General features: G+C 70.5%; 19 protein-coding genes. 9 read left to right on the forward strand and 10 right to left on the reverse strand.

All coding sequences use genetic code 11. From position 1 onward, the window contains the following. Positions 1-17: 17 nt before the first annotated feature. From ABZS64_RS04710 to pdhA, 3 genes are read right to left on the reverse strand one after another with little or no spacing between them, the layout of a single operon-like run. Complete coding sequence (locus tag ABZS64_RS04710) at positions 18-1,409, reverse strand: dihydrolipoamide acetyltransferase family protein (RefSeq protein ID WP_355823087.1); 1,392 nt, start codon at positions 1,407-1,409, stop codon at positions 18-20. A gap of 14 nt (positions 1,410-1,423) precedes the next feature. Then, positions 1,424-2,404 (reverse strand): alpha-ketoacid dehydrogenase subunit beta, encoded by a 981-nt coding sequence (locus ABZS64_RS04715; protein ID WP_355823090.1) that lies wholly within the window; start codon positions 2,402-2,404, stop codon positions 1,424-1,426. 2 nt (positions 2,405-2,406) lie between these two features. Further along, positions 2,407-3,555 carry a pyruvate dehydrogenase (acetyl-transferring) E1 component subunit alpha gene (gene pdhA / locus ABZS64_RS04720; RefSeq protein WP_355823093.1) on the reverse strand — a complete coding sequence of 383 codons (1,149 nt, stop codon included), beginning with the start codon at positions 3,553-3,555 and terminating at the stop codon, positions 2,407-2,409. 327 nt (positions 3,556-3,882) lie between these two features. Here pdhA and ABZS64_RS04725 point away from each other — a divergent pair, with 327 nt between their 5' ends. The 3 genes from ABZS64_RS04725 (at position 3,883) to ABZS64_RS04735 (ending at position 6,114) form a co-directional block, all read left to right on the forward strand. Beyond that, on the forward strand, positions 3,883-4,548 hold the full coding sequence (locus ABZS64_RS04725) for a response regulator transcription factor (protein WP_355823096.1): 666 nt from the start codon (positions 3,883-3,885) through the stop codon (positions 4,546-4,548). A gap of 126 nt (positions 4,549-4,674) precedes the next feature. Continuing rightward, the gene (locus ABZS64_RS04730) at positions 4,675-5,091 is read left to right on the forward strand and encodes a pyridoxamine 5'-phosphate oxidase family protein (protein ID WP_355823099.1); all 417 of its coding nucleotides are present in this window, start codon (positions 4,675-4,677) and stop codon (positions 5,089-5,091) included. 15 nt (positions 5,092-5,106) lie between these two features. Continuing rightward, on the forward strand, positions 5,107-6,114 hold the full coding sequence (locus ABZS64_RS04735; RefSeq protein WP_355823102.1) for a phosphotransferase: 1,008 nt from the start codon (positions 5,107-5,109) through the stop codon (positions 6,112-6,114). A gap of 39 nt (positions 6,115-6,153) precedes the next feature. On the opposite strand, the gene ABZS64_RS04740 is transcribed toward ABZS64_RS04735, so the two are convergent. Beyond that, entirely contained in the window at positions 6,154-7,674 is a 1,521-nt protein-coding gene (locus ABZS64_RS04740; protein ID WP_355823105.1) for a protein kinase, read from the reverse strand. A gap of 336 nt (positions 7,675-8,010) precedes the next feature. Here ABZS64_RS04740 and ABZS64_RS04745 point away from each other — a divergent pair, with 336 nt between their 5' ends. From ABZS64_RS04745 to ABZS64_RS04770, 6 genes are all read left to right on the forward strand, one after another. Further along, complete coding sequence (locus tag ABZS64_RS04745; protein WP_355823108.1) at positions 8,011-9,636, forward strand: protein kinase; 1,626 nt, start codon at positions 8,011-8,013, stop codon at positions 9,634-9,636. Positions 9,637-9,829: 193 nt separating this feature from the next. Next, positions 9,830-10,411, forward strand: a complete 582-nt coding sequence (locus ABZS64_RS04750) for a hypothetical protein (RefSeq protein ID WP_355823111.1) — start codon at positions 9,830-9,832, stop codon at positions 10,409-10,411. Between the two features lie 85 nt (positions 10,412-10,496). Beyond that, on the forward strand, positions 10,497-11,159 hold the full coding sequence (locus tag ABZS64_RS04755) for a PadR family transcriptional regulator (protein WP_355823114.1): 663 nt from the start codon (positions 10,497-10,499) through the stop codon (positions 11,157-11,159). 117 nt (positions 11,160-11,276) lie between these two features. Beyond that, positions 11,277-12,038: an ABC transporter ATP-binding protein gene (locus ABZS64_RS04760; protein WP_355823116.1), complete on the forward strand. Its 762-nt coding sequence runs from the start codon at positions 11,277-11,279 to the stop codon at positions 12,036-12,038. Continuing rightward, positions 12,035-14,896: an ABC transporter permease gene (locus ABZS64_RS04765; RefSeq protein WP_355823117.1), complete on the forward strand. Its 2,862-nt coding sequence runs from the start codon at positions 12,035-12,037 to the stop codon at positions 14,894-14,896. The genes ABZS64_RS04760 and ABZS64_RS04765 overlap by 4 nt, the downstream gene beginning before the upstream one ends. Before the next feature lie 137 nt (positions 14,897-15,033). Further along, positions 15,034-15,576, forward strand: coding sequence for a bacterial proteasome activator family protein (locus ABZS64_RS04770; RefSeq protein ID WP_355823119.1), 543 nt, complete (start codon positions 15,034-15,036; stop codon positions 15,574-15,576). A 333-nt stretch (positions 15,577-15,909) separates the two neighbouring features. Here the strand turns inward: ABZS64_RS04770 and ABZS64_RS04775 are convergent, their stop codons facing one another. The 6 genes from ABZS64_RS04775 to ABZS64_RS04800 all read right to left on the reverse strand — a co-directional run. Then, entirely contained in the window at positions 15,910-16,899 is a 990-nt protein-coding gene (locus ABZS64_RS04775; RefSeq protein WP_355823122.1) for an NAD(P)H-quinone oxidoreductase, read from the reverse strand. Between the two features lie 29 nt (positions 16,900-16,928). Beyond that, on the reverse strand, positions 16,929-17,990 hold the full coding sequence (locus ABZS64_RS04780) for a potassium channel family protein (RefSeq protein ID WP_355823426.1): 1,062 nt from the start codon (positions 17,988-17,990) through the stop codon (positions 16,929-16,931). Between the two features lie 20 nt (positions 17,991-18,010). Continuing rightward, positions 18,011-19,405: a molybdopterin molybdotransferase MoeA gene (locus ABZS64_RS04785; protein WP_355823125.1), complete on the reverse strand. Its 1,395-nt coding sequence runs from the start codon at positions 19,403-19,405 to the stop codon at positions 18,011-18,013. Continuing rightward, a complete protein-coding gene (locus ABZS64_RS04790; RefSeq protein WP_355823128.1) occupies positions 19,402-20,316 on the reverse strand; it encodes an NTP transferase domain-containing protein in 915 nt (304 codons plus the stop codon). The genes ABZS64_RS04785 and ABZS64_RS04790 overlap by 4 nt, the downstream gene beginning before the upstream one ends. Before the next feature lie 72 nt (positions 20,317-20,388). Next, complete coding sequence (locus ABZS64_RS04795) at positions 20,389-21,852, reverse strand: dihydrolipoamide acetyltransferase family protein (protein WP_355823131.1); 1,464 nt, start codon at positions 21,850-21,852, stop codon at positions 20,389-20,391. Then, positions 21,852-22,499 (reverse strand): transketolase C-terminal domain-containing protein (locus ABZS64_RS04800; protein ID WP_355823134.1); only part of this gene is annotated, 648 nt, incomplete at its 5' end. The genes ABZS64_RS04795 and ABZS64_RS04800, both read right to left, overlap by 1 nt.

Here is a 22,499-nt window from a genome sequence, read left to right on the forward strand (position 1 = left end):
TCGACGTTTCGGGCCCGTCAGGCCCAGGTGATCAGCCGCTTGGGCTGCTCAAGGATCGCGGCGACATCCGCGAGCACCTTGGAGCCCAGTTCCCCGTCGACCAGCCGGTGGTCGAAGGAGAGCGCGAGCGTGGTGACCTGGCGCGGCTTGACCTTGCCCTTGTGGACCCACGGCTGGAGCTTGATCGCGCCGACCGCGAGGATCGCGGACTCGCCGGGGTTCAGGATCGGCGTACCGGTGTCGACGCCGAAGACGCCGACGTTGGTGATCGTCACCGTGCCGCCCTGCATGGCCGCCGGAGTGGTCTTGCCCTCGCGGGCAGTGGAGACCAACTCACCGAGCGCCTGCGCCAGTTCGGGCAGGGTCTTGTCGTGCGCGTCCTTGATGTTCGGCACGATCAGACCGCGCGGCGTGGCCGCCGCGATGCCCAGGTTGACGTAGTGCTTCTGCACGATCTCCTGGTTGGCCTCGTCCCAGGCGGCGTTGACCTCGGGATTGCGCTTGATCGCGACCAGCAGCGCCTTGGCGATCAGCAGCAGCGGATTGACCCGCACCCCCGCCATGTCCTTGTCGGCCTTGAGCTCGTCGACGAGCTTCATCGTCCGCGTCACGTCGAGCGTGATGAACTCCGTGACATGCGGCGCGGTGAAGGCGCTGCCGACCATCGCCGCCGCGATGGCCTTCCGTACACCCTTGATGGGGATACGGGTCTCCCGGGCGCCCGCCGCGACAGGCGCGGGCGCAGGCTGTGCGGCGATCACGGGCTCGGCCTGGACCGGCGCGGCCGCCGGAGCCGGGGCGGCCGCCGCGTGGACGTCCTCCCGCGTGATGACTCCGTCGGGCCCGGTCGGGGTGACCGTCGCCAGATCGATGCCCAGGTCCTTGGCGAGCTTGCGGACCGGGGGCTTGGCCAGCGGGCGGGCCGCGGTGGGCGCCACTCCGTGGCCGTTCATCTCGGTCTGGATCGCGGCGGCCGCCGCGGCCTGCTCCGGGACGGGCGACGTGCCCTTGCGGGCGCGGCGCTTGGTGGAGGTCTCGGCGACGCCGTATCCGACGAGGACGGGGGTACGGCCCTTGGGCTCGGCCTCCTCTGCGGCGGGCGTGTCGACAACGGGAGCGGCGGCAGCCGGGGCCGCGTCACCGCTGCCCGGCGCCACGTCGATCGTGATGATCGAGGTGCCGACGTCGACGGTCGTGCCCTCCTCGAAGCGCAGCTCGTGCACCACGCCGTCGTACGGGATCGGCAGCTCGACGGCCGCCTTCGCCGTCTCGACCTCGCACACGACCTGGCCGTCCGTCACCGTGTCTCCGGGCTGGACGTACCACTTGAGGATCTCGGCCTCGGTGAGTCCCTCGCCCACGTCGGGCATCTTGAACTCACGGAAGCGGAGCGAAGTGTCTTGAGTCATGGTCACGGCACTCCTCAGTACGCGAGCGAGCGGTCGACGGCGTCCAGCACCCGGTCAAGTCCCGGGAGGTACTCCTCCTCGAGGCGTGCCGGCGGGTAGGGGGCGTGGAAGCCTCCGACCCTGAGCACCGGGGCCTCCAGGTGGTAGAAGCACCGCTCCGTGATGCGAGCGGCGATCTCCGCGCCGGAGCCGTAGAAGACCGGGGCCTCGTGGACGACGACGAGCCTGCCCGTCTTCTCCACGGAGGTCTGGATGGAGTCGAAGTCGATCGGGGACATCGAGCGCAGGTCGATGACCTCCACCGACTTGCCCTCCTCGGCGGCCGCGGCGGCCGCCTCGACGCAGACCTTCACCATCGGACCGTACGCCACGAGGGTGAGGTCAGAGCCGGCCTGGGCGACGCGGGCCTTGTGCAGCGGGCCCGGGATGGCCTCGGTGTCGACCTCGCTCTTGTCCCAGTAGCGCCGCTTCGGCTCGAAGAAGATCACCGGGTCGTCGCTCTGGATCGCCTGCTGAAGCATCCAGTACGCGTCGGAGGAATTGGACGGCGAGACCACCTTGAGGCCCGCGACATGCGCGAACAGGGCCTCCGGGGACTCACTGTGGTGCTCGACCGCGCCGATGCCGCCGCCGTAGGGAATGCGGATGACGACCGGCAGCTTGATCTTGCCGAGCGCGCGGGCGTGCATCTTCGCGAGCTGCGTGACGATCTGGTCGTACGCGGGGAAGACGAAGCCGTCGAACTGGATCTCCACGACCGGCCGGTAGCCGCGCAGCGCGAGACCGATCGCCGTGCCGACGATGCCGGACTCGGCGAGCGGGGTGTCGATGACCCGGTCCTCGCCGAAGTCCTTCTGCAGTCCGTCGGTCACCCGGAAGACGCCGCCGAGCTTGCCGACGTCCTCACCCATGATCAGGACCTTGGGGTCAGTGTCGAGTGCCTTGCGCAGCGACTCGTTGAGCGCCTTGGCGAGGGGAAGCTTCTGTACGGCCATGATTAGTTGCCCTCCTCGGCGAAGGACGCCTGGTACGCGAGGAACTGGGCTCGCTCCTCGTCGACGAGCGCGTGTCCGTCGGCGTAGACATTCTCGAAGATCGCCAGGTGGTCCGGGTCGGGCATGGCCCGCACCGCCTCACGCACCCGCTTGCCGAGCGTCTCGCTCTCCTCCTCCAGGGAGGTGAAGAACGCCTCGTCGGCGTGGCCGGCGTTCTCGAGATACGTACGCAGCCGCAGGATCGGGTCCTTGGCCTCCCAGGCCTGGCGCTCCTCGTCCGCACGGTACTTCGTCGGGTCGTCCGACGTGGTGTGCGCGCCCATCCGGTAGGTGAACGCCTCGACCAGGGTCGGACCCTCGCCACGCCGGGCACGCTCCAGCGCGGAGCGGGTCACGGCCAGGCAGGCGAGTACGTCATTGCCGTCGACGCGGACGCCGGGGAAGCCGTAGCCCTGGGCGCGCTGGTAGAGCGGCACACGGGTCTGCTTCTCGGTCGGCTCGGAGATCGCCCACTGGTTGTTCTGGCAGAAGAACACCACGGGGGCGTTGTAGACCGCGGAGAAGGTGAACGACTCCGCGACGTCACCCTGGCTGGACGCGCCGTCACCGAAGTACGCGATCACGGCCGAGTCGGCGCCGTCCTTGGCCACGCCCATCGCGTAGCCGGTGGCGTGCAGCGTCTGCGAGCCGATGACGATCGTGTACAGGTGGAAGTTGTTGGTGTTCGGGTCCCAGCCGCCGTGGTTCACGCCACGGAACATGCCGAGCAGATTCGTCGGGTCGACCCCGCGGCACCAGGCGACGCCGTGCTCGCGGTAGGTCGGGAAGACATAGTCGTCGTCGCGCAGCGCCCGGCCCGAGCCGATCTGTGCGGCCTCCTGGCCCAGCAGCGACGCCCACAGTCCGAGCTCGCCCTGCCGCTGGAGAGCGGTGGCCTCGGCGTCGAAGCGGCGGGTCAGGACCATGTCCCGGTACAGCCCGCGCAGCTCGTCCGGAGTCAGGTCGATCTCATAGTCCGGGTGCTCGACGCGCTCACCCTCGGGCGTCAGCAGCTGTACGAGCTGGGGCTCGGAACTCTGCGGCTTCTTCGCGGCGCTCACCCGCTTGGTGCTGCGTCGCGGTTTGCGCGCGGCAGTGCTCTCCACGGTCACGTGCGTGCTCCTCCGTCGGTCCGGTCCCCGGGTTCGCCGGGCAAACCAGTGCGGCTCGCCTGATTCCAGTACCCGTGCACGGGGTGGGTGCGACGCAGCCGGGAACAGGCGTGACAAGTGCCCCGGCGAGCGCCCTGCCAAAGGCACGTTACCCAGTGGGTCGCATTACTGCGAAACCCCACTTGACCTGCGATTTTGCTTGGATTTCCAAGTAAATCGAGAAATGCGGGAACAACCACTGGTCACAGCCTTGCAGGCCGCCGGAACACCGGCACGTTATCCCGGCCACCCCGGGCACGGGAAGAGTAGATGTGTGACACTGCTTTCGTGCCCGAAGAGGGAAAAATCACCGTATTTCTGCTGGACGACCATGAAATTGTCCGGCGTGGCGTGCATGAACTGCTCTCCGTCGAGGACGACATCGAGGTCGTCGGTGAGGCAGGCACGGCCGCGGACGCCCTGGTCAGGATCCCTGCGACCCGCCCCGACGTCGCCGTGCTCGACGTCCGGCTGCCGGACGGCAGCGGCGTGGAGGTCTGCCGCGAGATCCGTTCCCGGGACGAGGGCATCAAATGCCTGATGCTGACCTCGTTCGCCGACGACGAGGCGCTCTTCGACGCGATCATGGCCGGTGCCTCGGGTTATGTCCTCAAGGCGATCCGCGGCAATGAGCTGCTGACAGCGGTACGGGACGTGGCGGCCGGCAAGTCGCTGCTGGACCCGGTGGCCACCGCCCGCGTACTGCAGCGGCTGCGCGACGGAAACAGCCCCAAGGGCGGCGACAGGCTGGCGGGCCTCACCGAGCAGGAGCGCAAGATCCTCGACCTGATCGGGGAGGGCCTGACCAACCGGGTCATCGGCGAGCGGCTCCATCTCGCCGAGAAGACGATCAAGAACTATGTCTCCAGTCTGCTCTCCAAGCTGGGCATGGAGCGGCGTTCGCAGGCCGCCGCGTACGTGGCCAGGATGCAGGCGGAGCGTCAGCACCACTGACTCCTTCGGATCACGGCTCACCCGTCCGGGCTAACCCGTTCCGGCCCCGCAACCGGGTCTTACGGCCCCTCGGCGAGGGGCCTGGGGCCCTGTTCCGCCAGGGTGTCGGTGACGGAGAGTGGAGTCATGTCCACCGAGGAACTCCGCGCCATCGAGCTGCTCACCCGGGTCTCGTACGGACGGCTGGGGACCAGCATGCGGGCGATGCCCTTCGTGGCCGCCGCCCGTCACATCGTGGTGGACGGCTGTGTCGTCCTGCGGATACACCGCGGCTTCGGGTACCACCGCGCGTGCAACGGCAGCGTCGTGGCGTACGGCGCGGACAACCTCAACTCCGGTGCCGCGGCGCTCTGGTCCGTGCAGTTCACCGGCACCGCGCGGATCGTCGAGCCGACCGACGACCAGCTGAAGCTGTTCGGCCCCGCGCCCCACCATGTGAACGGCCAGCCCTTCGATCCGGTCTTCATGCACATCCAGCCGCAGTTCGTGACCGCACAGACCCTGGATTATCTGGAAGAGCAGCCCGCCCGCCACGCTGCGTGATCTAACATCTGGCGAGTGCCGCGCTCATTTGCAACTGCCCCACCCGTCGGTGCACTGCTGCGCCGCTACGAGAACCCGGGCGAACCGCTCTCCTGCGAGCCCGTCACCCAGGGGCTCCTCAACCGCGGCTACCGGCTCGCCACCACCCGTGGCGCGTACTTCCTCAAACACCACCTCGACGGCGACCGCGAGGCCATCGCCCGCCAGCACCGGGCCACGCAGCGCCTCCAGACACTCGGTGTCCCCGTCGCCCCGCCCGTCGAGGACGCGCACGGCGACACGGTCGCGGTGATCGGCGGCCGGTGCTACGCCCTGCACCCCTGGATCGAGGGGCGGCACCGCGACGGCGCGCAGCTGACGACGGCCCAGTCCCGGCGGCTCGGCTCCCTCCTCGGTCTCGTGCACACCTGTCTGGAGCGGGTCATGGAGGTGGACGAGACGCAGTGCGAGGAGCACGAGAGCGCGGACCCCGAGGAGACCTTCGCGCTCATCGAAGAACTGCTGGCTCTCGCACGCGACGCCCGCCCCCGTGACCCTTTCGACAATCTGGCCGAGCACCGGCTCCTCGAACGGCGCGCGCTCCTGGAACGCCATGCCGACCGCAGACCGCCACCGGCCTCCGCGGGCTGCTGGGTGCACGGCGACTTCCACCCGCTGAACCTGCTCTACCGGGGCGCTGAACCGGCCGCGATCGTCGACTGGGACCGGCTGGGGGTACAGCCGCGCGCGGAGGAGGCCGTACGGGCGGCGGCGATCTTCTTCGTCCAGCCCGCCGGTGAGCTGGAGTTGCCCAAGGTACGGGCGTACGCGCGGGCCTATCGGCGGGCGGCGGGCGCGGACACGGCCGAACTGGCGGCCGCGGTGCACCGGGTGTGGTGGGAGCGGCTCAACGACTTCTGGATACTGCGCTGGCGCTACCAGCTGCACGACCGAAGGGCCGACCCGCAGTTTCCTGCGGCGTCGGCCCTGGCGGTGTGGTGGACGAAGGAGTACGAGGCGGTTCGGGACGCCTTCGCGGGCTGAACCGGGCTGAGCCGGGCTGAACTTCAGCCCCGCCGGCCGTCAGGCGCCGCCGCCGCCCGGAGTACCCGTCGGATCACCCGTGGGATCCGTCGGCTGGTCCGTCGGATCCGCCGTCGTCGGCCGGTCCGTAGGCTCCGTCGGCTGGTCCGTCGGATCCGCCGTCGTCGGGTCGTCCGTCGGCGTCTGCGGATCGCTCGGTGTGTACGACGGCGTGTACGAGGGCGTGTACGACGGCTGCTGCTCGTCGCCCGTGGGGTCCGTGCCCTCGCTCGGCTCGGTGTCCTCGTCCGTCGGCGTCGGCGTGGTGTCCGGCGTCGACGGGGTCTCGGTGACCGTCGTGTTGTTCTTCTGGTTCGAGCCGCCGTCGTTCGCCTTGTTCAGCGCGAAGGCGACACCGCCGGCGATCGCCAGCACGGCGAGCACGGCGAGCAGCCACATCTTGCTGCGGCCGCCGCCCTTGCCGCCGCGGCCGTTCCGGTGACCGCCGTCGTACCCGCCGTCGTTCGGGTTCGTCGGAGGCAGGATCGGGCTGTGCGAGGTCTCGCCGTGCACCGGGTGGTGCACCGCGGTCGGCCCGGTCGTCCCCATCGCCGGGGTGAATCCGCGCTCGTGCAGGTCGACGGGTCCGGTGTTCCAGGCGCCGGTGTGGCTGCCCTGCTGCTGGAGCATCTGCAGCCCGTACTGCACCAGGCCGCGCATCTCCTCCGCGCTCTGGAACCGGTCGTCCGGGTCCTTCGCGAGTGAGCGCATCACCAGTCCGTCGAGCTCCGGCGGCACCACGTCCGAGACCTCGGACGGCGGCAGCGGGATGTCCTGGACGTGCTGGTACACCACCGACAGCGGCGTCTCACCGGTGAACGGGGGCCGCAGGGCGAGGAGTTCGTAGAGCAGACAGCCAGTGGCATAGAGGTCGGAGCGGTGGTCGACGGCCTTGCCCAGCGCCTGCTCGGGGGAGAGGTACTGCGGCGTGCCCATGACCATGCCGGTCTGGGTCATCGTCGACTGCGCGCCGTGCAGAGCGCGGGCGATGCCGAAGTCCATCACCTTCACCGCACCGGAGTTGGTGATGATGACGTTCGCGGGCTTGATGTCGCGGTGCACGATGCCGTGCTGGTGCGAGTAGGCGAGCGCCTCCAGCACACCGGAGACGATGATCAGCGCCTGCTCGGGCGGCGGGGCCTCCGCCTTGACCAGCAGGTCGCGGATGGTGCGACCTTCGACGAGCTCCATCACGATGTACGGGACGGTCTGATTGCCGACCACGTCCTCGCCGGAGTCGTAGACCGCCACCACCGCATGGTGGTTGAGGCCGGCGACCGACTGCGCCTCGCGGGTGAAGCGGGCCTTGGAGACCGGGTCCTCGGCAAGATCGGCACGCAGCAGCTTGACGGCGACCGTGCGGCCCAGCCGTACGTCCTCCGCCGCGAACACCTCGGCCATGCCGCCGCGTCCGAGCGGGTGGGTCAGGCGGTAGCGGCCGTCGCCGACCAGTCCGCCGATGCCCCAGTTGTCCGCCGCATTCGGCACTCCGCCGCCGCCTGCTTCGGGTTCGGGTGCCATCAGTCCTCGCCGTCGTATCTGTCCGCGTGCACTCTGTAGTACTGCGCGTGCGGGTGTTCGCTGTAGTCCTAAGGGGTGCTCCGCCACGCCACGCTACAGCCTTCGCGGGACGGGACGGCCCAGTGATGGACCGGCCATCAAACCCGTTCCCCGTGGGGCCGCGCAAATTCCATGCTGTTCCTGTAACGCTTCCGGGACTCTTCTTGTGCGTACGGTTACGGAACGGGCACCTGGCTTGACGTGTCGGACCCCTCGGGCAGACTTGGCCCGTAAATACGGATCACGGGAATGCGGAACGCGGGCATCGCGGCCTTCGCGCCGAGGGGGAAGCACAGCATGAGCCAGGACGGCGCACAGGGCCGCTATGCGGGAGGGTCGGTCGCCGGCGGGCGCTATCAGCTCCGCGACCTGCTCGGCGAGGGCGGCATGGCCTCCGTATATCTCGCATACGACTCGGCACTCGACCGCCAGGTCGCCATCAAGACGCTGCACACCGAACTGGGACGCGAGCAGTCCTTCCGTGAGCGCTTCCGCCGCGAGGCGCAGGCGGTCGCCAAGCTCTCGCACACCAACATCGTGTCGGTCTTCGACACCGGCGAGGACGAGCTCGACGGTTCGCTGATGCCGTACATCGTCATGGAGTACGTCGAGGGCCAGCCGCTCGGCTCCGTACTCCAGGCGGACATCGCGCAGTACGGCGCGATGCCGGCCGACAAGGCGCTGAAGGTGACGGCCGATGTGCTGGCCGCGCTGGAGACCAGCCACGAGATGGGCCTGGTCCACCGCGACATCAAGCCCGGCAACGTGATGATGACCAAGCGCGGCGTCGTCAAGGTCATGGACTTCGGCATCGCACGGGCCATGCAGTCGGGCGTCACCTCGATGACGCAGACCGGCATGGTGGTCGGCACGCCGCAGTATCTGTCGCCCGAGCAGGCGCTGGGGCGCGGGGTGGACGCGCGGTCCGACCTCTACTCCGTCGGCATCATGCTGTTCCAGCTGCTGACCGGCCGTATCCCCTTCGACGCGGACTCGCCGCTGGCGATCGCGTACGCGCATGTGCAGGAAGAGCCGGTCGCACCGTCCACGATCAACCGCTCCGTCACTCCCGCGATGGACGCGCTGGTCGCACGGGCGCTGAAGAAGAACCCGAACGAGCGTTTCCCGAGCGCGGCCGCGATGCGCGACGAGTGCGCGCGGGTGGCCGGCGCCGGACAGACGGGCGCGCCGGTGATCATCGGCGGTGCTCCGTCGACGAGTGGCGCGGGGGTGGGTTCGGCTGTCTTCCCGCCGCTGGACCAGTCGACTCCCGCTCCGGCTCCGCACAGCGTGCAGACGCCGTACCAGCCGGGTCCGTACGGCCCGCCGACTCCGGCGCCCACGCCGGCCCCGGCGCCCCAGTACGGCTACCCGCACACGCCCCCTCCCGCGTATCAGCAGCCCGCCCCGGCGGCCTCGACTCCGCCTCCGTACACGATCGCGCCGCAGACGACGGCCACGAGCCCGGGTGGCGGTGGCAGCAAGCGGAACATGCCGGTCATCGTGGGTTCGATCGTGGTCGCGCTGCTGGCGATCGGCGGCCTGATCACGGCGATCGCGCTGAACAAGGACTCGGGCAGCGGGGACAACGCGGGCGGTGACCCGAGCTCGAGCGAGTCGGCGGACGTCGGGGGCGGCCTGGCTCCGGACCGTACGCGGACCATCAAGACGACAGAGTGCTCGGATGCGACGGAGGACGGCACCGACCCGTCCAAGGTCCAGGCGCCCAATCTCCTCTACAAGGACCTCCTCTCGGTGAAGGAGTGCCTGCGGGCAGCCGGCTGGACCTGGAAGGTGACCGAGCAGGACAACCCTCAGTACGCCAAGGACGCCGTGATCTCGCAGTTCCCGAGTTCGGGCGAGGCCGTGGTGCCGAAGAGCCAGGAGTTCGAGATCACCATCTCCACGGGCAAGGCCGGCTAGCCCGAGCTCCATCCCTTCATCGCTCCCTCATCGCTTCACGGGAAACGGCCCGGCACGCACGTCGCGTGCCGGGCCGTTGCATGCTCCCTCACCCCGTCCCCTCACCCTGTCTCCTCATCCGGGATGCCGTAAGAGTCATGACATGTGACGCTTAGTCCGATATCTCGGACTCGGCACGGGAGGGGGTCACCCGGTGACTCCAGGGCTCCGCACACGCTGTGCGATCACGGTCGCCTCGCTCCTGCTGCTGGCCACGCCCCTTGCGTACGCCGACGAGACCGAGGCCCCCCAACACGCTCCGACGGCCACGCCTGCCGCCACTGCTTCCCTCGCGGGCCGCCCCGCCGGTGAGGGTCGCCCCCGGCCGGGACGTACGCCCCAGACGCACCGGACGGACGAGTCCCGGGACGAGCCCGGGCAAGCGGACCGCGAGGACCGCCCGGACCGTACGCCCTCCCGCACGCCCTCCGCGACGCCCTCTGCGTCCGTTTCCGCATCACGATCCGGTCCGGCCACCCCGCCCCGTACGCGACCCTCCACACGGAAGCCCCCTCCTACGGCGGACGAGGAACTCGCGACGGACGGGCAGGACGAGGCGGCGGCCTCTCCGACGCCCACGCCGAGCCCCACCGCACCCGCCGCCGCACGTCAGCAGGCCCCTCAGGCCGTCCCCGCGCCCATCGCGCAGCAGATTTCCCCGATGTCCCTGGGGATCGGGATGGCGCTCATGGGGCTCGGAATCGGCTTCCTCGGGCTGCGGCTGCGGCGTCGTTGATCTTGCCGTCATCCTCAAGACGGACGCACAGACTCCGTCTGCTGACGGTTCCCCGCGCCCGGCATACCCGGTATACATACTGAGTATGTCCATCCGTCACGGGCTTCTCGCCCTCCTTGAGCACGGCCCTCGCTACGGCTCCCAGCTCCGTACGGAGTTCGAGTCACGCACCGGTGCCACCTGGCCGCTCAACGTCGGTCAGGTCTATACGACCCTCAACCGCATGGAGCGCGACGGCATGGTCGCCCAGAGCGGCGAGGACGACGCCGGCCACGCCCTCTATGTCATCACCGAGGCCGGGCACGCGGAGCTGAAGAGCTGGTTCGCGACGCCCGTGGACCGCAGCAGCCCGCCCCGTGACGAGCTCGCCATCAAGCTCGCCATGGCTGTGGGCGCGCCCGGCGTGGACATCCGTACCGTCATCCAGTCTCAGCGCCACCACACCGTGAAGGCGATGCAGGACTACACCCGGCTCAAGGCGCAGGCACTGGCCGCGATCGAGAACGGGGGCTCGCAGGAGCGCGACGACGTCGCATGGCTGCTCGTTCTGGAGCAGCTGATCTTCCAGACCGAGGCCGAAGCGCGCTGGCTCGACCACTGCGAGGTCCGGCTCATCAGGCTCTCCGCAACGGCCGGCCGGGGAGCCGAACACCCGACGGCCGCGTCTCTGATCTCGCCGCCGGCGCAGCCCGCGTCCGCAGCCCGGCCCGCCTCGTCGGCGCAGGGCCGCCCCGCACCACCGACGTAGACCACCCAGGCTTCTCGCTCACCTCTCGACCTCTCCACCTTTTCTCGATCTCTCCGTACATCCGCTTGCTCCAGCTGCTCGCTCGTGAGCCGTCCCGTCCAAGGGGGGACCCTTCCCATGTCCGACCGCACGTCACAGCAGCCACAGCAGTCACAACAGCCCGTGCTGCAACTCCAGGAACTGACCCGCGTCCACGGCAGCGGCGCCACCGAGGTGCACGCCCTGCGCGGCATCAACCTCGATGTCTTCCCCGGTGAACTCGTCGCCGTCATGGGCCCGTCGGGCTCCGGCAAGTCCACGCTGCTCACCATCGCGGGCGGTCTCGACACCCCCACCTCGGGCCGGGTGATCGTCGAGAACACCGACATCACCACCGCCGACCGCAAGACGCTCGCGGCCCTGCGCCGCCGCAGCATCGGCTATGTCTTCCAGGACTACAACCTCATCCCGGCGCTGACCGCCGCCGAGAACGTCTCCCTGCCGCGCGAGCTGGACGGCATCTCCGCACGCAAGGCCCGGACCGAGGCCGTCACCGCGCTGGAGGAGATGGACCTCGGTCATCTCGCCGACCGCTTCCCGGACGAGATGTCGGGCGGCCAGCAACAGCGCGTGGCCATCGCCCGCGCCCTGGTCGGCGAGCGGCGGCTCGTCCTCGCCGACGAGCCGACCGGCGCCCTGGACTCCGAGACCGGCGAGTCCGTGCTCGCCCTGCTGCGCGCCCGCTGCGACAGCGGCGCGGCCGGCATTCTCGTCACCCACGAGCCGCGCTTCGCCGCATGGGCGGACCGGGTGGTCTTCCTGCGTGACGGCGCGGTCGTCGACCAGACCATCCGCAGCCAGGCCGACTCGCTGCTCTCGGGCCAGGCGGCCGAACTGTGAACAGTTGGTACCACTCCTGGCGGGCCGCGATCCGTATCGCCCGCCGTGACGCCTGGCGCTCCAAGGGACGCAGCTTCCTCGTCCTCGCGATGATCGCCCTCCCCATCCTCGGCGTGAGCGCCGCGGATCTGACCCTGCGCAGCGCCGAACTCTCCACCGAGCAGGGCCTCGAGCGCACGCTCGGCGCCGCCGACGCCCGGCTGACCGACCCCGGTCTGGGCGGGGTGCCCATCAAGCAGACCCCCGACGGCACCAACTACACGCCGGTGGGGGACTTCGACGGAAAGCCCTGGCCCGAGGGCAAGACCGACATCGGCAAGGCGCTGCCTGCCGGTGCCAAGTCCCTGACGGACTCGGTGGGTTCGGGCAAGCTGCGCACCACGCACGGCCTGCTGAACACCGAGATCCGCGAGCTGAAGTCCTCGGACCCGATGGCCAAGGGCATCATGGTCGTCGCCGGTGGCCGCCTCCCTCAGAAGTCCAACGAGGTCGCCGCAACCACGCACTTCCTGGAGTCCAGCGGTCTGAAGGTGGGCTCCAAGCTCACGGCCCGGGGTCTCGACCGCGAGTACACGATCGTTGGCTCGTACGAGCTCCCTGACGCGCTGAAGACCGACCAGGTCAACGCGCTGCCTGGCGCCCTTCTCGCGCCGCTCGACCAGGCCCTCGAAAAGGCCGGGCTGCCCGGCACCGAGCCCTCCACCACGCATCTGGTGACTGTCTCCGGTGGTTTCACGTGGAACATGGTCAAGCAGACCAACACCAAGGGTGTGACGGTCACTTCGCGTGCGGTGGCCCTCGACCCGCCCGCCAAGGCGGACGTTCCGATCTACCAGGAAGAGGGCTGGGGCACCTTCGAGGACAGCACGGCCGCCAAGGCAGCCGCGCTCGCCGCAGTCGGGACCGTCGTCGGCCTCGCCATGCTGGAGATCTGCCTGCTGGCAGGGCCCGCCTTCGCGGTCGGCGCCCGCCGCTCGCGCCGTCAGCTCGGCCTGGTCGGCGCCAACGGCGGTGACCGGCGCCATATCCGCGCCATCGTCCTCGCCGGCGGTCTGGTGATCGGTTTCGCCGCGGCCGTGGTCGGCACGGTGCTCGGCCTGCTGCTGACCTTCGCGCTGCAGCCGGTGCTCGAGGACTACATGGGCAAGCGCTTCGGCAGCTTCGACGTACGGCCGCTGGAACTGCTCGGCATCGGGCTGCTCGCCGTCTTCACGGGCCTGATGGCCGCGATCGTCCCTGCGATCACGTCCTCCCGCCAGTCCGTGCTGGCCTCGCTCACCGGCCGTCGCGGCGTACGCAAGAGCAGCCGGGTACTGCCGGTGATCGGCCTGATCGCGGTCCTGCTGGGCGCGGCGATCGCGCTCTACGGCTCGATGATGACGGACCAGTTCATCGTCGTCGCCGGCGGCAGCGCCATCGCCGAACTGGGCGTGGTCGCGCTGACCCCCGCACTGGTGGGCCTGTTCGGCCGGACCGGACGCATCCTGCCGCTCTCACCGCGGCTCGCGCTGCGTGACGCGGTACGCAACCGGGGCCGCACGGCTCCCGCAGTGGCCGCGGTGTTGGCCGCCGTCGCCGGCACGGTGGCCGTGGCGACCTACACCGCGAGCCAGGACGCCCAGGGCAAGGCCGACTACGAGGCACGGCTGCCGTACGGCGCGGTCTCCGTGATGCTCGACGAGGCCGGCGGCCGGGACGTCCCGTCGGTGCGCGCCACCGTCCAGAAGCTGCTGCCCATCGATGTACGGGCCGATGTGGACCGGATCTCGGTCGGCAAGTCCACCTGCTCGATGTACAGCGGCGGGGAGGGCTGCGGCCGCTACGAGATCGTCGTCCCCAAGGCCAACCAGTGCCCGCTGTGGATGACGGACCCGGCCCATCCGAACGAGGACCCCTCGGAGAAGTTCAGCAAGGAGCAGCGTCGCAAGCTCGCGAAGGACTGGCGCTGCAAGGAGGTCTCGGGTTCCTCGTACCTGGACTCCGGCGTGGCGATCGCTGACGCGAAGCTGCTGAAGGTGCTCGAGATCAACGACCCGGCGGCCGAGAAGGCGCTGGCGGCCGGGCAGATCGTCTCCTTCGACAAGCGCAACCTCGACGCCCAGGGCAAGATCAACATCCGCCTGGTGACCGACCCCAAGAAGGCCGACGAGGCGGCGGAGAAGGGCAAGGAGGCGCCGGGCGCGATCAAGTCGTTCACCGCGCACCAGGTCTCCGGCCTGCCCAATACCTACGGCGTCGCCATGATCGTGCCGCCTGCCGCTGCCAAGGCCGCGGGTGTGACCACGGTGCCGTTCGGGGCGTACTACTCGACCGACAAGATGCCGAGCAGCGCGCAGCGCCAGCGGCTGGACGGCGAGCTCGACAAGACCGGCTCGGACATCAATCTCCATGTCGAGGAGGGCTACACCAGCGAGAACAGCATCGTTCTGCTGGCACTGACCGTCTTCGCCGGACTGATCACCATCGGCGCGGCCGGTATCGCCACGGGCCTCGCCCAGGCCGATGCGGAGGCCGACCTGAAGACACTCGCCGCCGTCGGCGCCCCGCCGCGGGTGCGCAGGACGCTCAGCGGGTTCCAGTGCGGTGTGGTGGCCGCGATGGGTGTGCTGCTCGGCTCGGCAGCCGGTGTCCTGCCGGCGGTCGGACTGCGGCTCACCGAGAAGCGTGAGCAGATGAAGTTCTACCGGCAGGCGCTTGACCAGGGCTTCAGCTCGGTCGACTCGGTGCCGTACGTGCCGATCATCGTGCCCTGGGAAACCCTGGCCGCGCTGCTCGTCGCGGTCCCGGTGGGCGCGGCGCTCCTGGCGGCGCTGGTGACCCGCTCGCGGGGCGCGTTGTCCCGCCGCGAGGCGACCTGACCGGCGTATACGGCCGAATCCCGCCGAATTCCGCCGATCGGGGCGTGTCCAGCGGTTTTGTGCCCCCGTACGAGGGTGGATCACCCTCGTACGGGGGCAGACCGTGTGGTGATGCACACGTGCGAGAGAATGGCGGCATGGAGATGCCGAGGAATGAACGGTCGCAGGAGAGCCCCCACATCCTTGTCGTGGGACAGGACGGAATGGCACTCGGCGGCGGTGACGGTGACGACGAGTCGCGCGAGGTCCCGGTGACGGAGATGGTCGAACAGCCTGCCAAGGTCATGCGCATCGGCAGCATGATCAAGCAGCTGCTGGAGGAAGTCAGAGCAGCACCTCTGGACGAGGCGAGCCGGGTCCGGCTCAAGGAAATCCACGCCAGCTCGGTCAAGGAACTGGAGGACGGCCTAGCCCCCGAACTTGTCGAGGAACTCGAACGTCTCTCGCTCCCCTTCACGGACGAGGCGATCCCTTCCGAGGCCGAACTGCGCATCGCGCAGGCCCAGTTGGTGGGCTGGCTGGAGGGCCTCTTCCACGGCATCCAGACGGCGCTGTTCGCCCAGCAGATGGCGGCCCGCGCCCAACTGGAACAAATGCGCCGCGCACTCCCGCCGGGAGCAAGCCACGACGATGACGATGACGGCCAGCACGGCGCGATCCGCTCGGGCCCGTATCTGTAGTTCGCGGGATTCGGCATGACGCGGCGGGTCGGGGTACGGGGTACCCGGCCCGCCGGTCTTTTGCCTGGAGGCCGCCTAGGCGGGGGATGCCTCGGGCGCGTCTTGGCGGGTGCACGGATCCTGGCGAGTACGGCGCAAGAACGCGCCACGGCCCAGGACGGTGGGCGGCCGCGCGGCGACCCCGGCGCCAAGTCCGTAGCGCGGGCGGCCCGCGCGGCGAAGCCCGCGCGCTGAGGGGGCACGGGGGTGCGCGTACCCCGTACTCAAGTGCGGGCGGGTGGGCCACCTCCGGCGGAGCCGGACCACGCCCCGAGGGGCGGGGCCCCCACACCGTCAGCCACCCGCGGGCGACACCAACAGCACCTTCCCCACGTTCGCCCCGGACTCCAGCACCCGGTGCCCCTCCGCCGCATCCGCCAGCGCGACCTTCCGGTCCACCACCGCCCGTACCCGGCCCCCCTCGATCAGCGGCCACACATGCTCCCGCACAGCCGCCACGATCGATGCCTTCTCGCCCAGTGGCCGCCCTCGCAGCGACGTCGCCGTCACCGCCGCCCGCTTGCCCAGCAGCGCCGCCAGGTTCAACTCGCCCTTGACGCCGCCCTGCAGGCCGATCACGGCCAGGCGGCCGTTGACCGCCAGCGCCTGCACATTCCGGTCCAGATACTTCGCACCGACGATGTCGAGGATGACGTCCGCCCCCGCCCCCTCCGTCGCCTTGCGCAGTTCCTCCACGAAGTCCTGCTCGCGGTAGTCGATGAGGATGTCCGCGCCCAGTTCCGCACAGCGCGCCAGCTTCTCCGGCCCGCCGGCCGTGACGGCGACCCGCGCCCCCACCGCCTTGGCGAGCTGGATCGCCATCGTGCCGATCCCGCTCGCGCCGCCGTGCACCAGCAGTGTCTCTCCCGGCCGCAGGTGCGCGATCATGAAGACGTTCGACCACACTGTCGAGGTCACCTCGGGCAGCGCCGCCGCCGTGACCAGGTCCATCCCCTGCGGCACCGGCAGCAACTGCCCCACCGGCGCGGCGACCTTCTCCGCGTATCCGCCGCCGGCAAGCAGCGCGCACACCTCGTCGCCGACGGCCCACCCGGAGACGCCGGGCCCCAGGGCGGCAATGCGCCCCGAGCATTCGAGACCGGGATACGGGGACGAGCCGGGCGGCGGGTCGTAAAAGCCCTGCCGCTGCAGCAGATCCGCACGGTTGACGGCGCTGGCCACGACCTCGACGAGGACCTCTCCCTCGCCGGGTACGGGATCGGGCACCTCGGCCCAGACAAGCGCCTCGGGACCACCGGGTTCGGGAATCGTGATCGCATGCATGGGCGCGAGGCTACTCCGCGACCGGCTGTTCAGGGCCGCTGCGGGTCGAGCTCACCTCTGCTCTCGTCCGCGCGCACGATCGTGATCAGGCGGTCCGTCAACTGCAGCGGACTGGCGGCCGGATCGTCGTAACCGATCAGACGATGCCCGCGCAGCACGCTCACCACCAAGTCGTCCGTCTCCCGCACACCTCGCCCCACCTCGGCCTTTATGACCGGCCGTTCAATGATGTCGAGCCCGCTGCCCTGCTGGATCAGGTCCTCCATCACCGTGCCCGCACTGGGGCTGAGCACGGACAGACCCAGCAGACGCCCCGCCGCACTCGCGCTCGTGATCACCGCATCGGCGCCGGACTGCTTCAGCAGAGGCGCGTTCTCCTCCTCCCGCACCGCGGCAACGATCTTCGCGCCACGGTTGAGCTGCCGCGCGGTCAGCGTGACCAGCACCGCCGTGTCGTCGCGCTGCGTCGCGATGACGATCTGGCGAGCCCTCTGTACTTCGGCACGGATCAGCACATCACTGCGGGTGGCATCGCCGATGACCCCTACAAAGCCCTCGGCATTGGCCGCCTCGATGACCTTGCTGTCGGGGTCGACGACAATGATCTGGTCCTTCTTCAGGCCCGTGGCGGTCAGCGTCTGAATCGCGGACCGGCCCTTGGTGCCGAAGCCGACGACGACCGTATGGTCACGCAAGCGAAGCCTCCAGCGGTTCAGCCGCCACTCCTCCCGGGTCCGTTCCGTGAGGACCTCGAGAGTGGTGCCGACCAGGATGATCAGAAAGAGCACACGCAGCGGCGTCACCAGCAGCACATTGGTGAGCCGGGCAGTTGCGCTGTACGGAACGATGTCGCCGTATCCCGTGGTGGAGAGGGTGACCGTCGCGTAGTAGACCGAGTCGAGGAAGTCGACGGAGTCGTCGGCGTTGTCGTGGTAGCCCTCGTGGTCCGACCAGACGATCAGCACCGTCAGAAACAGCACGCCCAAAGCCATGAGCAGCCGTTTGGCGACCTGCCGCATCGGTCGCTCGACGACCCGGCGGGGGAGTTTCACCCGGCTGGTGACCAGCTGCTCCTCGGCGCGCCGGGCCATGGCGTCCTGGCCGGGAAGTTTCACGTGAAACGGCCTTCGTCGGCGATCGAAGGCGCCCACGAGGCCCACGGCAGATCGAGGACCTCGAGCTCATCGCCTGCCCGCGCCCCGCCCGGCGGGACGACGGCCAGACCGTCGGCGGCTGCAATGCCGCGCAGCATTGCAGGGCCGTTGTAGTGCAGCGGCACCAGCCGGTCGGCGCGATGGACGAAGGGCACAATGCGGGTGTCGTACGGGTGCCCGTGCACCTCGTCACGTACGGGAGCGCGATACGGAACGGGCGCCGGCCGACCCGCAAGTCCGCGCAACAGCGGCTCGGCGAGCGTCAGCAGCCCGGAAACGGCGGCCAGGGGATTGCCCGGCAGTCCCACCAGATGCCTCGACGGCAGACCGCCGTGGGGCGCGAGCCGGGCCAGCAGCATCGGATGGCCGGGGCGCACGGCGACACCGTCCACCAGCAGCTCGGCGCCCGCCTTCCGCAGGACGGGGTGGACATGGTCGACCGGGCCCGCCGCCGTGCCTCCGGTGGTGACGATGAGGTCGGCCTCGGAGGTGGTGACGGCCCGGTGGAGGGCTTCGGCGTCGTCCCCGAGTCGTCGGGTGGCGACGACATCGACGCCGAGGGCGCCGAGCCAGGGGCCGATCATCGGCCCGAGGGCGTCGCGGATGAGGCCTTCGTGGGGGAGTCCATCGGTGAGCAACTCATCGCCGAGGACGAGCACTTCGACGCGCGGGCGCGCAACGGTGACCAGTTCGTCGTAACCCGCGGCCGCGGCGAGGCCCAGCACTGCGGGCGTCACCAGGGAGGCGGCGGGCAGGAGTTGGTCGCCGGACCGGCATTCCTGTCCTCGCGGCCTGATGTCCTGACCGTGGACCACCTCGCGCTCGGCGTACAGCTGGGCCTTGTCCGCGTCGGTACGGGCGTGCTCGCTGCGGATCACCGCGGTGGCTTCGGGCGGGATACGGGCGCCGGTGGCGATCCGTACGGCGGCTCCGTCGGGGAGCGGCGGGGCGTCGCCGTGCCCGGCGAGAATCGAGCCGCCGCTCCGGATGGTCCATGGCCCGGGACCTGCGACGGCCCAGCCGTCCATGGCGGAGGTGTCGAAGGAGGGCAGATCGCAGAGCGCGGCGAGTGGCTCGGCGAGCACCTGGCCGAGGGCCTGATCGAGGGGCACCCGCCGGGTACGGGGCGGGGCGTCGCGCCCGATACGCGCGGCGAGGGCCCGGGCGTCGGGCCACCCCGTCGCGCGGTGCCGGGCCGTCGCGGGCTCTCCAGTCTCTGCGCGGTCGGGCGCCGATCCGGGCGCCGAGCCAGGAGCTGAGCCGGGGGCGGGTTCCTGCCGCGTCTGGCGGCCGACGAGCGCGAGGGCTTCCTCGACGCCGTCCGACTCGGCCTCCTGGTCCTGACCGTTCATCCGGCGTCGCCCTTGTCCGGCCCGGCAGGCCCGGAAGCCTTGGCGGGCCCGGCTTCCGGCGTGTCCGGTGCGCCCTGCTCGGCCTCCTGCGCCCAGCGCGCCGCGAGCGCGGCCGCCTTGCGAGCGGCCTCGGCGACCGCGGCCGGGCCGCCGCTGCCTGCCTGAGCCGCCGCATATCCCACCAGGAAGGTGGTGAGGGGTGCGGCGGGGCGGGCGACGCCGTGCGCGGCATCGCGGGCGAGGTCGAGCAGGACGCCGGTGTCGACGTCGAGTTCGATGCCGAGTTCGTCCTTGATTGCGGTGATCCATTCGTCCAGCACGTTCCCATGCTCCCTGATACGGGCCCGTGCCGCGGAGATGTCCTCCCAGGTGTCGCAGTCGAAGGAGGCGAGCGGCTCCGCGTCGATCCGGGCGAGGTCCAGTTCCTGCGTCAGCAGACGCAACGGCAGCCCGGTCAGACTCCCGTACTCGGTGGCGAGAAGGGCGAGTTCACGACGCAGTGGTTCGGTGCGGTAGGCGGCGACGAGGGGCTGGTCGCGTCCGCCCGCATCGGTGAGCAGCGCAGCCTCGCGCCCGCTCGTGCCGAGGGTGCCGATCAGCTGCCGCACGGTCGGCTCCCCCAGAAAGGGGAGATCGGCCGAGAGCACCAGGACAGCGCCTGCCTCGACCTGCCGCACTCCGGCGTCGAGCGCGGCGAGCGGCCCGCCGCCCGCGGGCTCCTCGCGCGCCCATACGACGGGGCGCGCGGTGGCCCTGCGGCCGCCGACGACAACGGTGCGCCCCGCGTCACGGCAGGCCCCGAGCACACGGTCGAGCAGGGCCCGCCCGCCCACACTCACCGCAGGCTTGTCGGCCCCGCCCAGCCGCTTCGCGGCACCCCCGGCGAGCACGATGGCGTCATACGCGGTCATGGCTGAAGTATGGGCCCGCGATCGCGTGGGCGGGGAGCCCCGAGTGGATCTCTCTTGCTGCTCCGGTTGTTCCTACAGGCTGCGCAGCAGCACGGAAGGATGCTCCACACAGTCGGCGACATAGCGCAGGAAGCCGCCGGCTGTGCCACCGTCGCAGACCCGGTGGTCGAAGGTGAGCGACAGCTGGACGACCTGGCGTACGGCCAGCTCGCCCTGGTGGACCCACGGCTTCGGCACGATCCGGCCGACCCCGAGCATCGCCGCCTCCGGGTGGTTGATGATCGGCGTGGAGCCGTCGACACCGAACACCCCGTAGTTGTTCAGGGTGAACGTCCCGCCCGTCAGATCGGCCGGAGTCAGCGTCCCCTGCCGTGCCACCTCCGTCAGCCGCGCGAACTCCGCGCTCAGCGACTCGGCCGAGCGGCTGTGCGCATCCCGTACGACCGGGACGACCAGGCCACGCTCGGTCTGCGCCGCGAAGCCGAGATGCACCTCGGGCAGGCGCACGATCTCCCTGGCCTCCATGTCCACCGTGGAGTTGAGCTCCGGGTGACGGGCCAGCGCGGCCGTACAGATCCGGGCGAGCAGCGCGAGGAGCGAGATCTTCGGACCGCCCGCCGCATTCATGGAGGCCCGGGCGGCCATCAGCTCGGTGGCGTCCGCGTCGACCCAGCAGGTGGCGTCCGGTATCTCGCGCCGGCTGCGGGACAGCTTGTCGGCCACGGCTCCGCGTACGCCGCGCAGCGGAATCCGCTCACCGCGCGCCGGGGCGGAGGCGGGGGCCGCGACAGGCGCGGGCGCGGCCGGTGCCTCGGCGGCCCGCATCGCGTACTCGACGTCGGCGCGCAGGATCAGGCCGTCAGGCCCGGACCCGGCCAACTGGCGTAGATCGAGGCCGTGTTCACGGGCAAGCCGCCGGACGAGCGGCGAGATGACGGGCACGGGCCCGCTCTGCGCCGCACCGGCGACCGCCACCACGTGCACCTGGTGCCTCTCGGGCGCCGCAACCGGTGCCGGGGCGGGCGTGTGAGCCGCCGCCGGCGTGGGTGCAGCCGCCGGCGTGGGTGCAGCCGCCGGCGTGGGTGCAGCCGCCGGCGTGGGTGCAGCCGCCGTCACGGACGCGAGGGGCCCAGCAGGCCGGATCCGCCGACGGCGGGCCGCGGGCGCACCCGTCCCATAGCCGACGAGGACATTGCCGGACGACTCCTCGGAGGCCCCGGAAGAGCCCGCGGCCTCAGCAGTACGGGGCGAGCCGGAGGAGCCGTCGGCACCGGCCCCGCCCAGATCCGCCGCCCCCACCGCAACCGTCAACAGCGGTGCCCCGACCGGAAGTTCCGTGCCTTCCTCGCCGAAACGCGCGGTCACCACGCCCCCGTAGGGGCACGGCACCTCCACCATCGCCTTGGCCGTCTCGACCTCGACGACGGGCTGGTCGATCGCGACGACGTCGCCCACCGCCACCAGCCAGCGGACGATCTCCGCCTCGGTCAGGCCCTCTCCGAGGTCCGGCAGCTTGAATTCGAGCACCTGAGCCATCAGCTCCCCGCCTCCCACTGCAGCCGCGCGACCGCGTCCAGCACCCGGTCCACTCCCGGCAGATGGTGCCGCTCCAGCATCGGCGGCGGATACGGAATGTCGAAACCGGCCACCCGCAGCACCGGAGCCTCCAGATGGTGGAAGCAGCGCTCCGTCACCCGCGCGGCGATCTCCCCTCCTGGGCCGCCGAAACCGGTGGACTCGTGGACGACGACCGCCCGGCCCGTGCGCCGCACGGACGCGCAGACCGTCTCGTCGTCGAAGGGCACGAGCGAGCGCAGATCGACGACTTCCAGATCCCAGCCCTCGGCCGCGGCCGCCTCGGCGGCCTCCATGCAGACCGGCACGGAAGGCCCGTACGTGATCAGCGTGGCGCTGCGCCCCGGCCGCCGCACCACGGCGCGGCCTATCGGCTCCACCGCGGACGGCGCGTCCGGCGACCACTCGGCCTTCGACCAGTACAGCCGCTTGGGCTCAAGGAAGACCACCGGGTCGTCGGAGGCGATCGCTGCCCTGAGCAGCCCGTATGCATCGTCGACCGTCGCGGGCGTGACGACGTGGAGCCCCGGAGTCGCCATGTAGTACGCCTCGGACGAGTCGCTGTGGTGCTCCACGCCGCCGATTCCGCCGCCGTACGGCACGCGCAT

It is taken from the genome of Streptomyces sp. NPDC005408 (genome assembly GCF_040606445.1).
Classification (GTDB): Bacteria; Actinomycetota; Actinomycetes; order Streptomycetales; family Streptomycetaceae; genus Streptomyces.

What these genes read in the sequence shown, in the direction of transcription:
- ABZS64_RS04795 (WP_355823131.1), bottom strand. Translation starts at nt 21,852, where the DNA reads ATGGCTCAGGTGCTCGAATTCAAGCTGCCGGACCTCGGAGAGGGCCTG.
- ABZS64_RS04715 (WP_355823090.1), bottom strand. Translation starts at nt 2,404, where the DNA reads ATGGCCGTACAGAAGCTTCCCCTCGCCAAGGCGCTCAACGAGTCGCTG.
- ABZS64_RS04745 (WP_355823108.1), top strand. Translation starts at nt 8,011, where the DNA reads ATGAGCCAGGACGGCGCACAGGGCCGCTATGCGGGAGGGTCGGTCGCC.
- ABZS64_RS04710 (WP_355823087.1), bottom strand. Translation starts at nt 1,409, where the DNA reads ATGACTCAAGACACTTCGCTCCGCTTCCGTGAGTTCAAGATGCCCGAC.
- ABZS64_RS04730 (WP_355823099.1), top strand. Translation starts at nt 4,675, where the DNA reads ATGTCCACCGAGGAACTCCGCGCCATCGAGCTGCTCACCCGGGTCTCG.
- ABZS64_RS04770 (WP_355823119.1), top strand. Translation starts at nt 15,034, where the DNA reads ATGGAGATGCCGAGGAATGAACGGTCGCAGGAGAGCCCCCACATCCTT.
- ABZS64_RS04755 (WP_355823114.1), top strand. Translation starts at nt 10,497, where the DNA reads ATGTCCATCCGTCACGGGCTTCTCGCCCTCCTTGAGCACGGCCCTCGC.
- ABZS64_RS04790 (WP_355823128.1), bottom strand. Translation starts at nt 20,316, where the DNA reads ATGACCGCGTATGACGCCATCGTGCTCGCCGGGGGTGCCGCGAAGCGG.
- ABZS64_RS04760 (WP_355823116.1), top strand. Translation starts at nt 11,277, where the DNA reads ATGTCCGACCGCACGTCACAGCAGCCACAGCAGTCACAACAGCCCGTG.
- ABZS64_RS04775 (WP_355823122.1), bottom strand. Translation starts at nt 16,899, where the DNA reads ATGCATGCGATCACGATTCCCGAACCCGGTGGTCCCGAGGCGCTTGTC.
- ABZS64_RS04740 (WP_355823105.1), bottom strand. Translation starts at nt 7,674, where the DNA reads ATGGCACCCGAACCCGAAGCAGGCGGCGGCGGAGTGCCGAATGCGGCG.
- ABZS64_RS04780 (WP_355823426.1), bottom strand. Translation starts at nt 17,990, where the DNA reads ATGGCCCGGCGCGCCGAGGAGCAGCTGGTCACCAGCCGGGTGAAACTC.
- ABZS64_RS04785 (WP_355823125.1), bottom strand. Translation starts at nt 19,405, where the DNA reads ATGAACGGTCAGGACCAGGAGGCCGAGTCGGACGGCGTCGAGGAAGCC.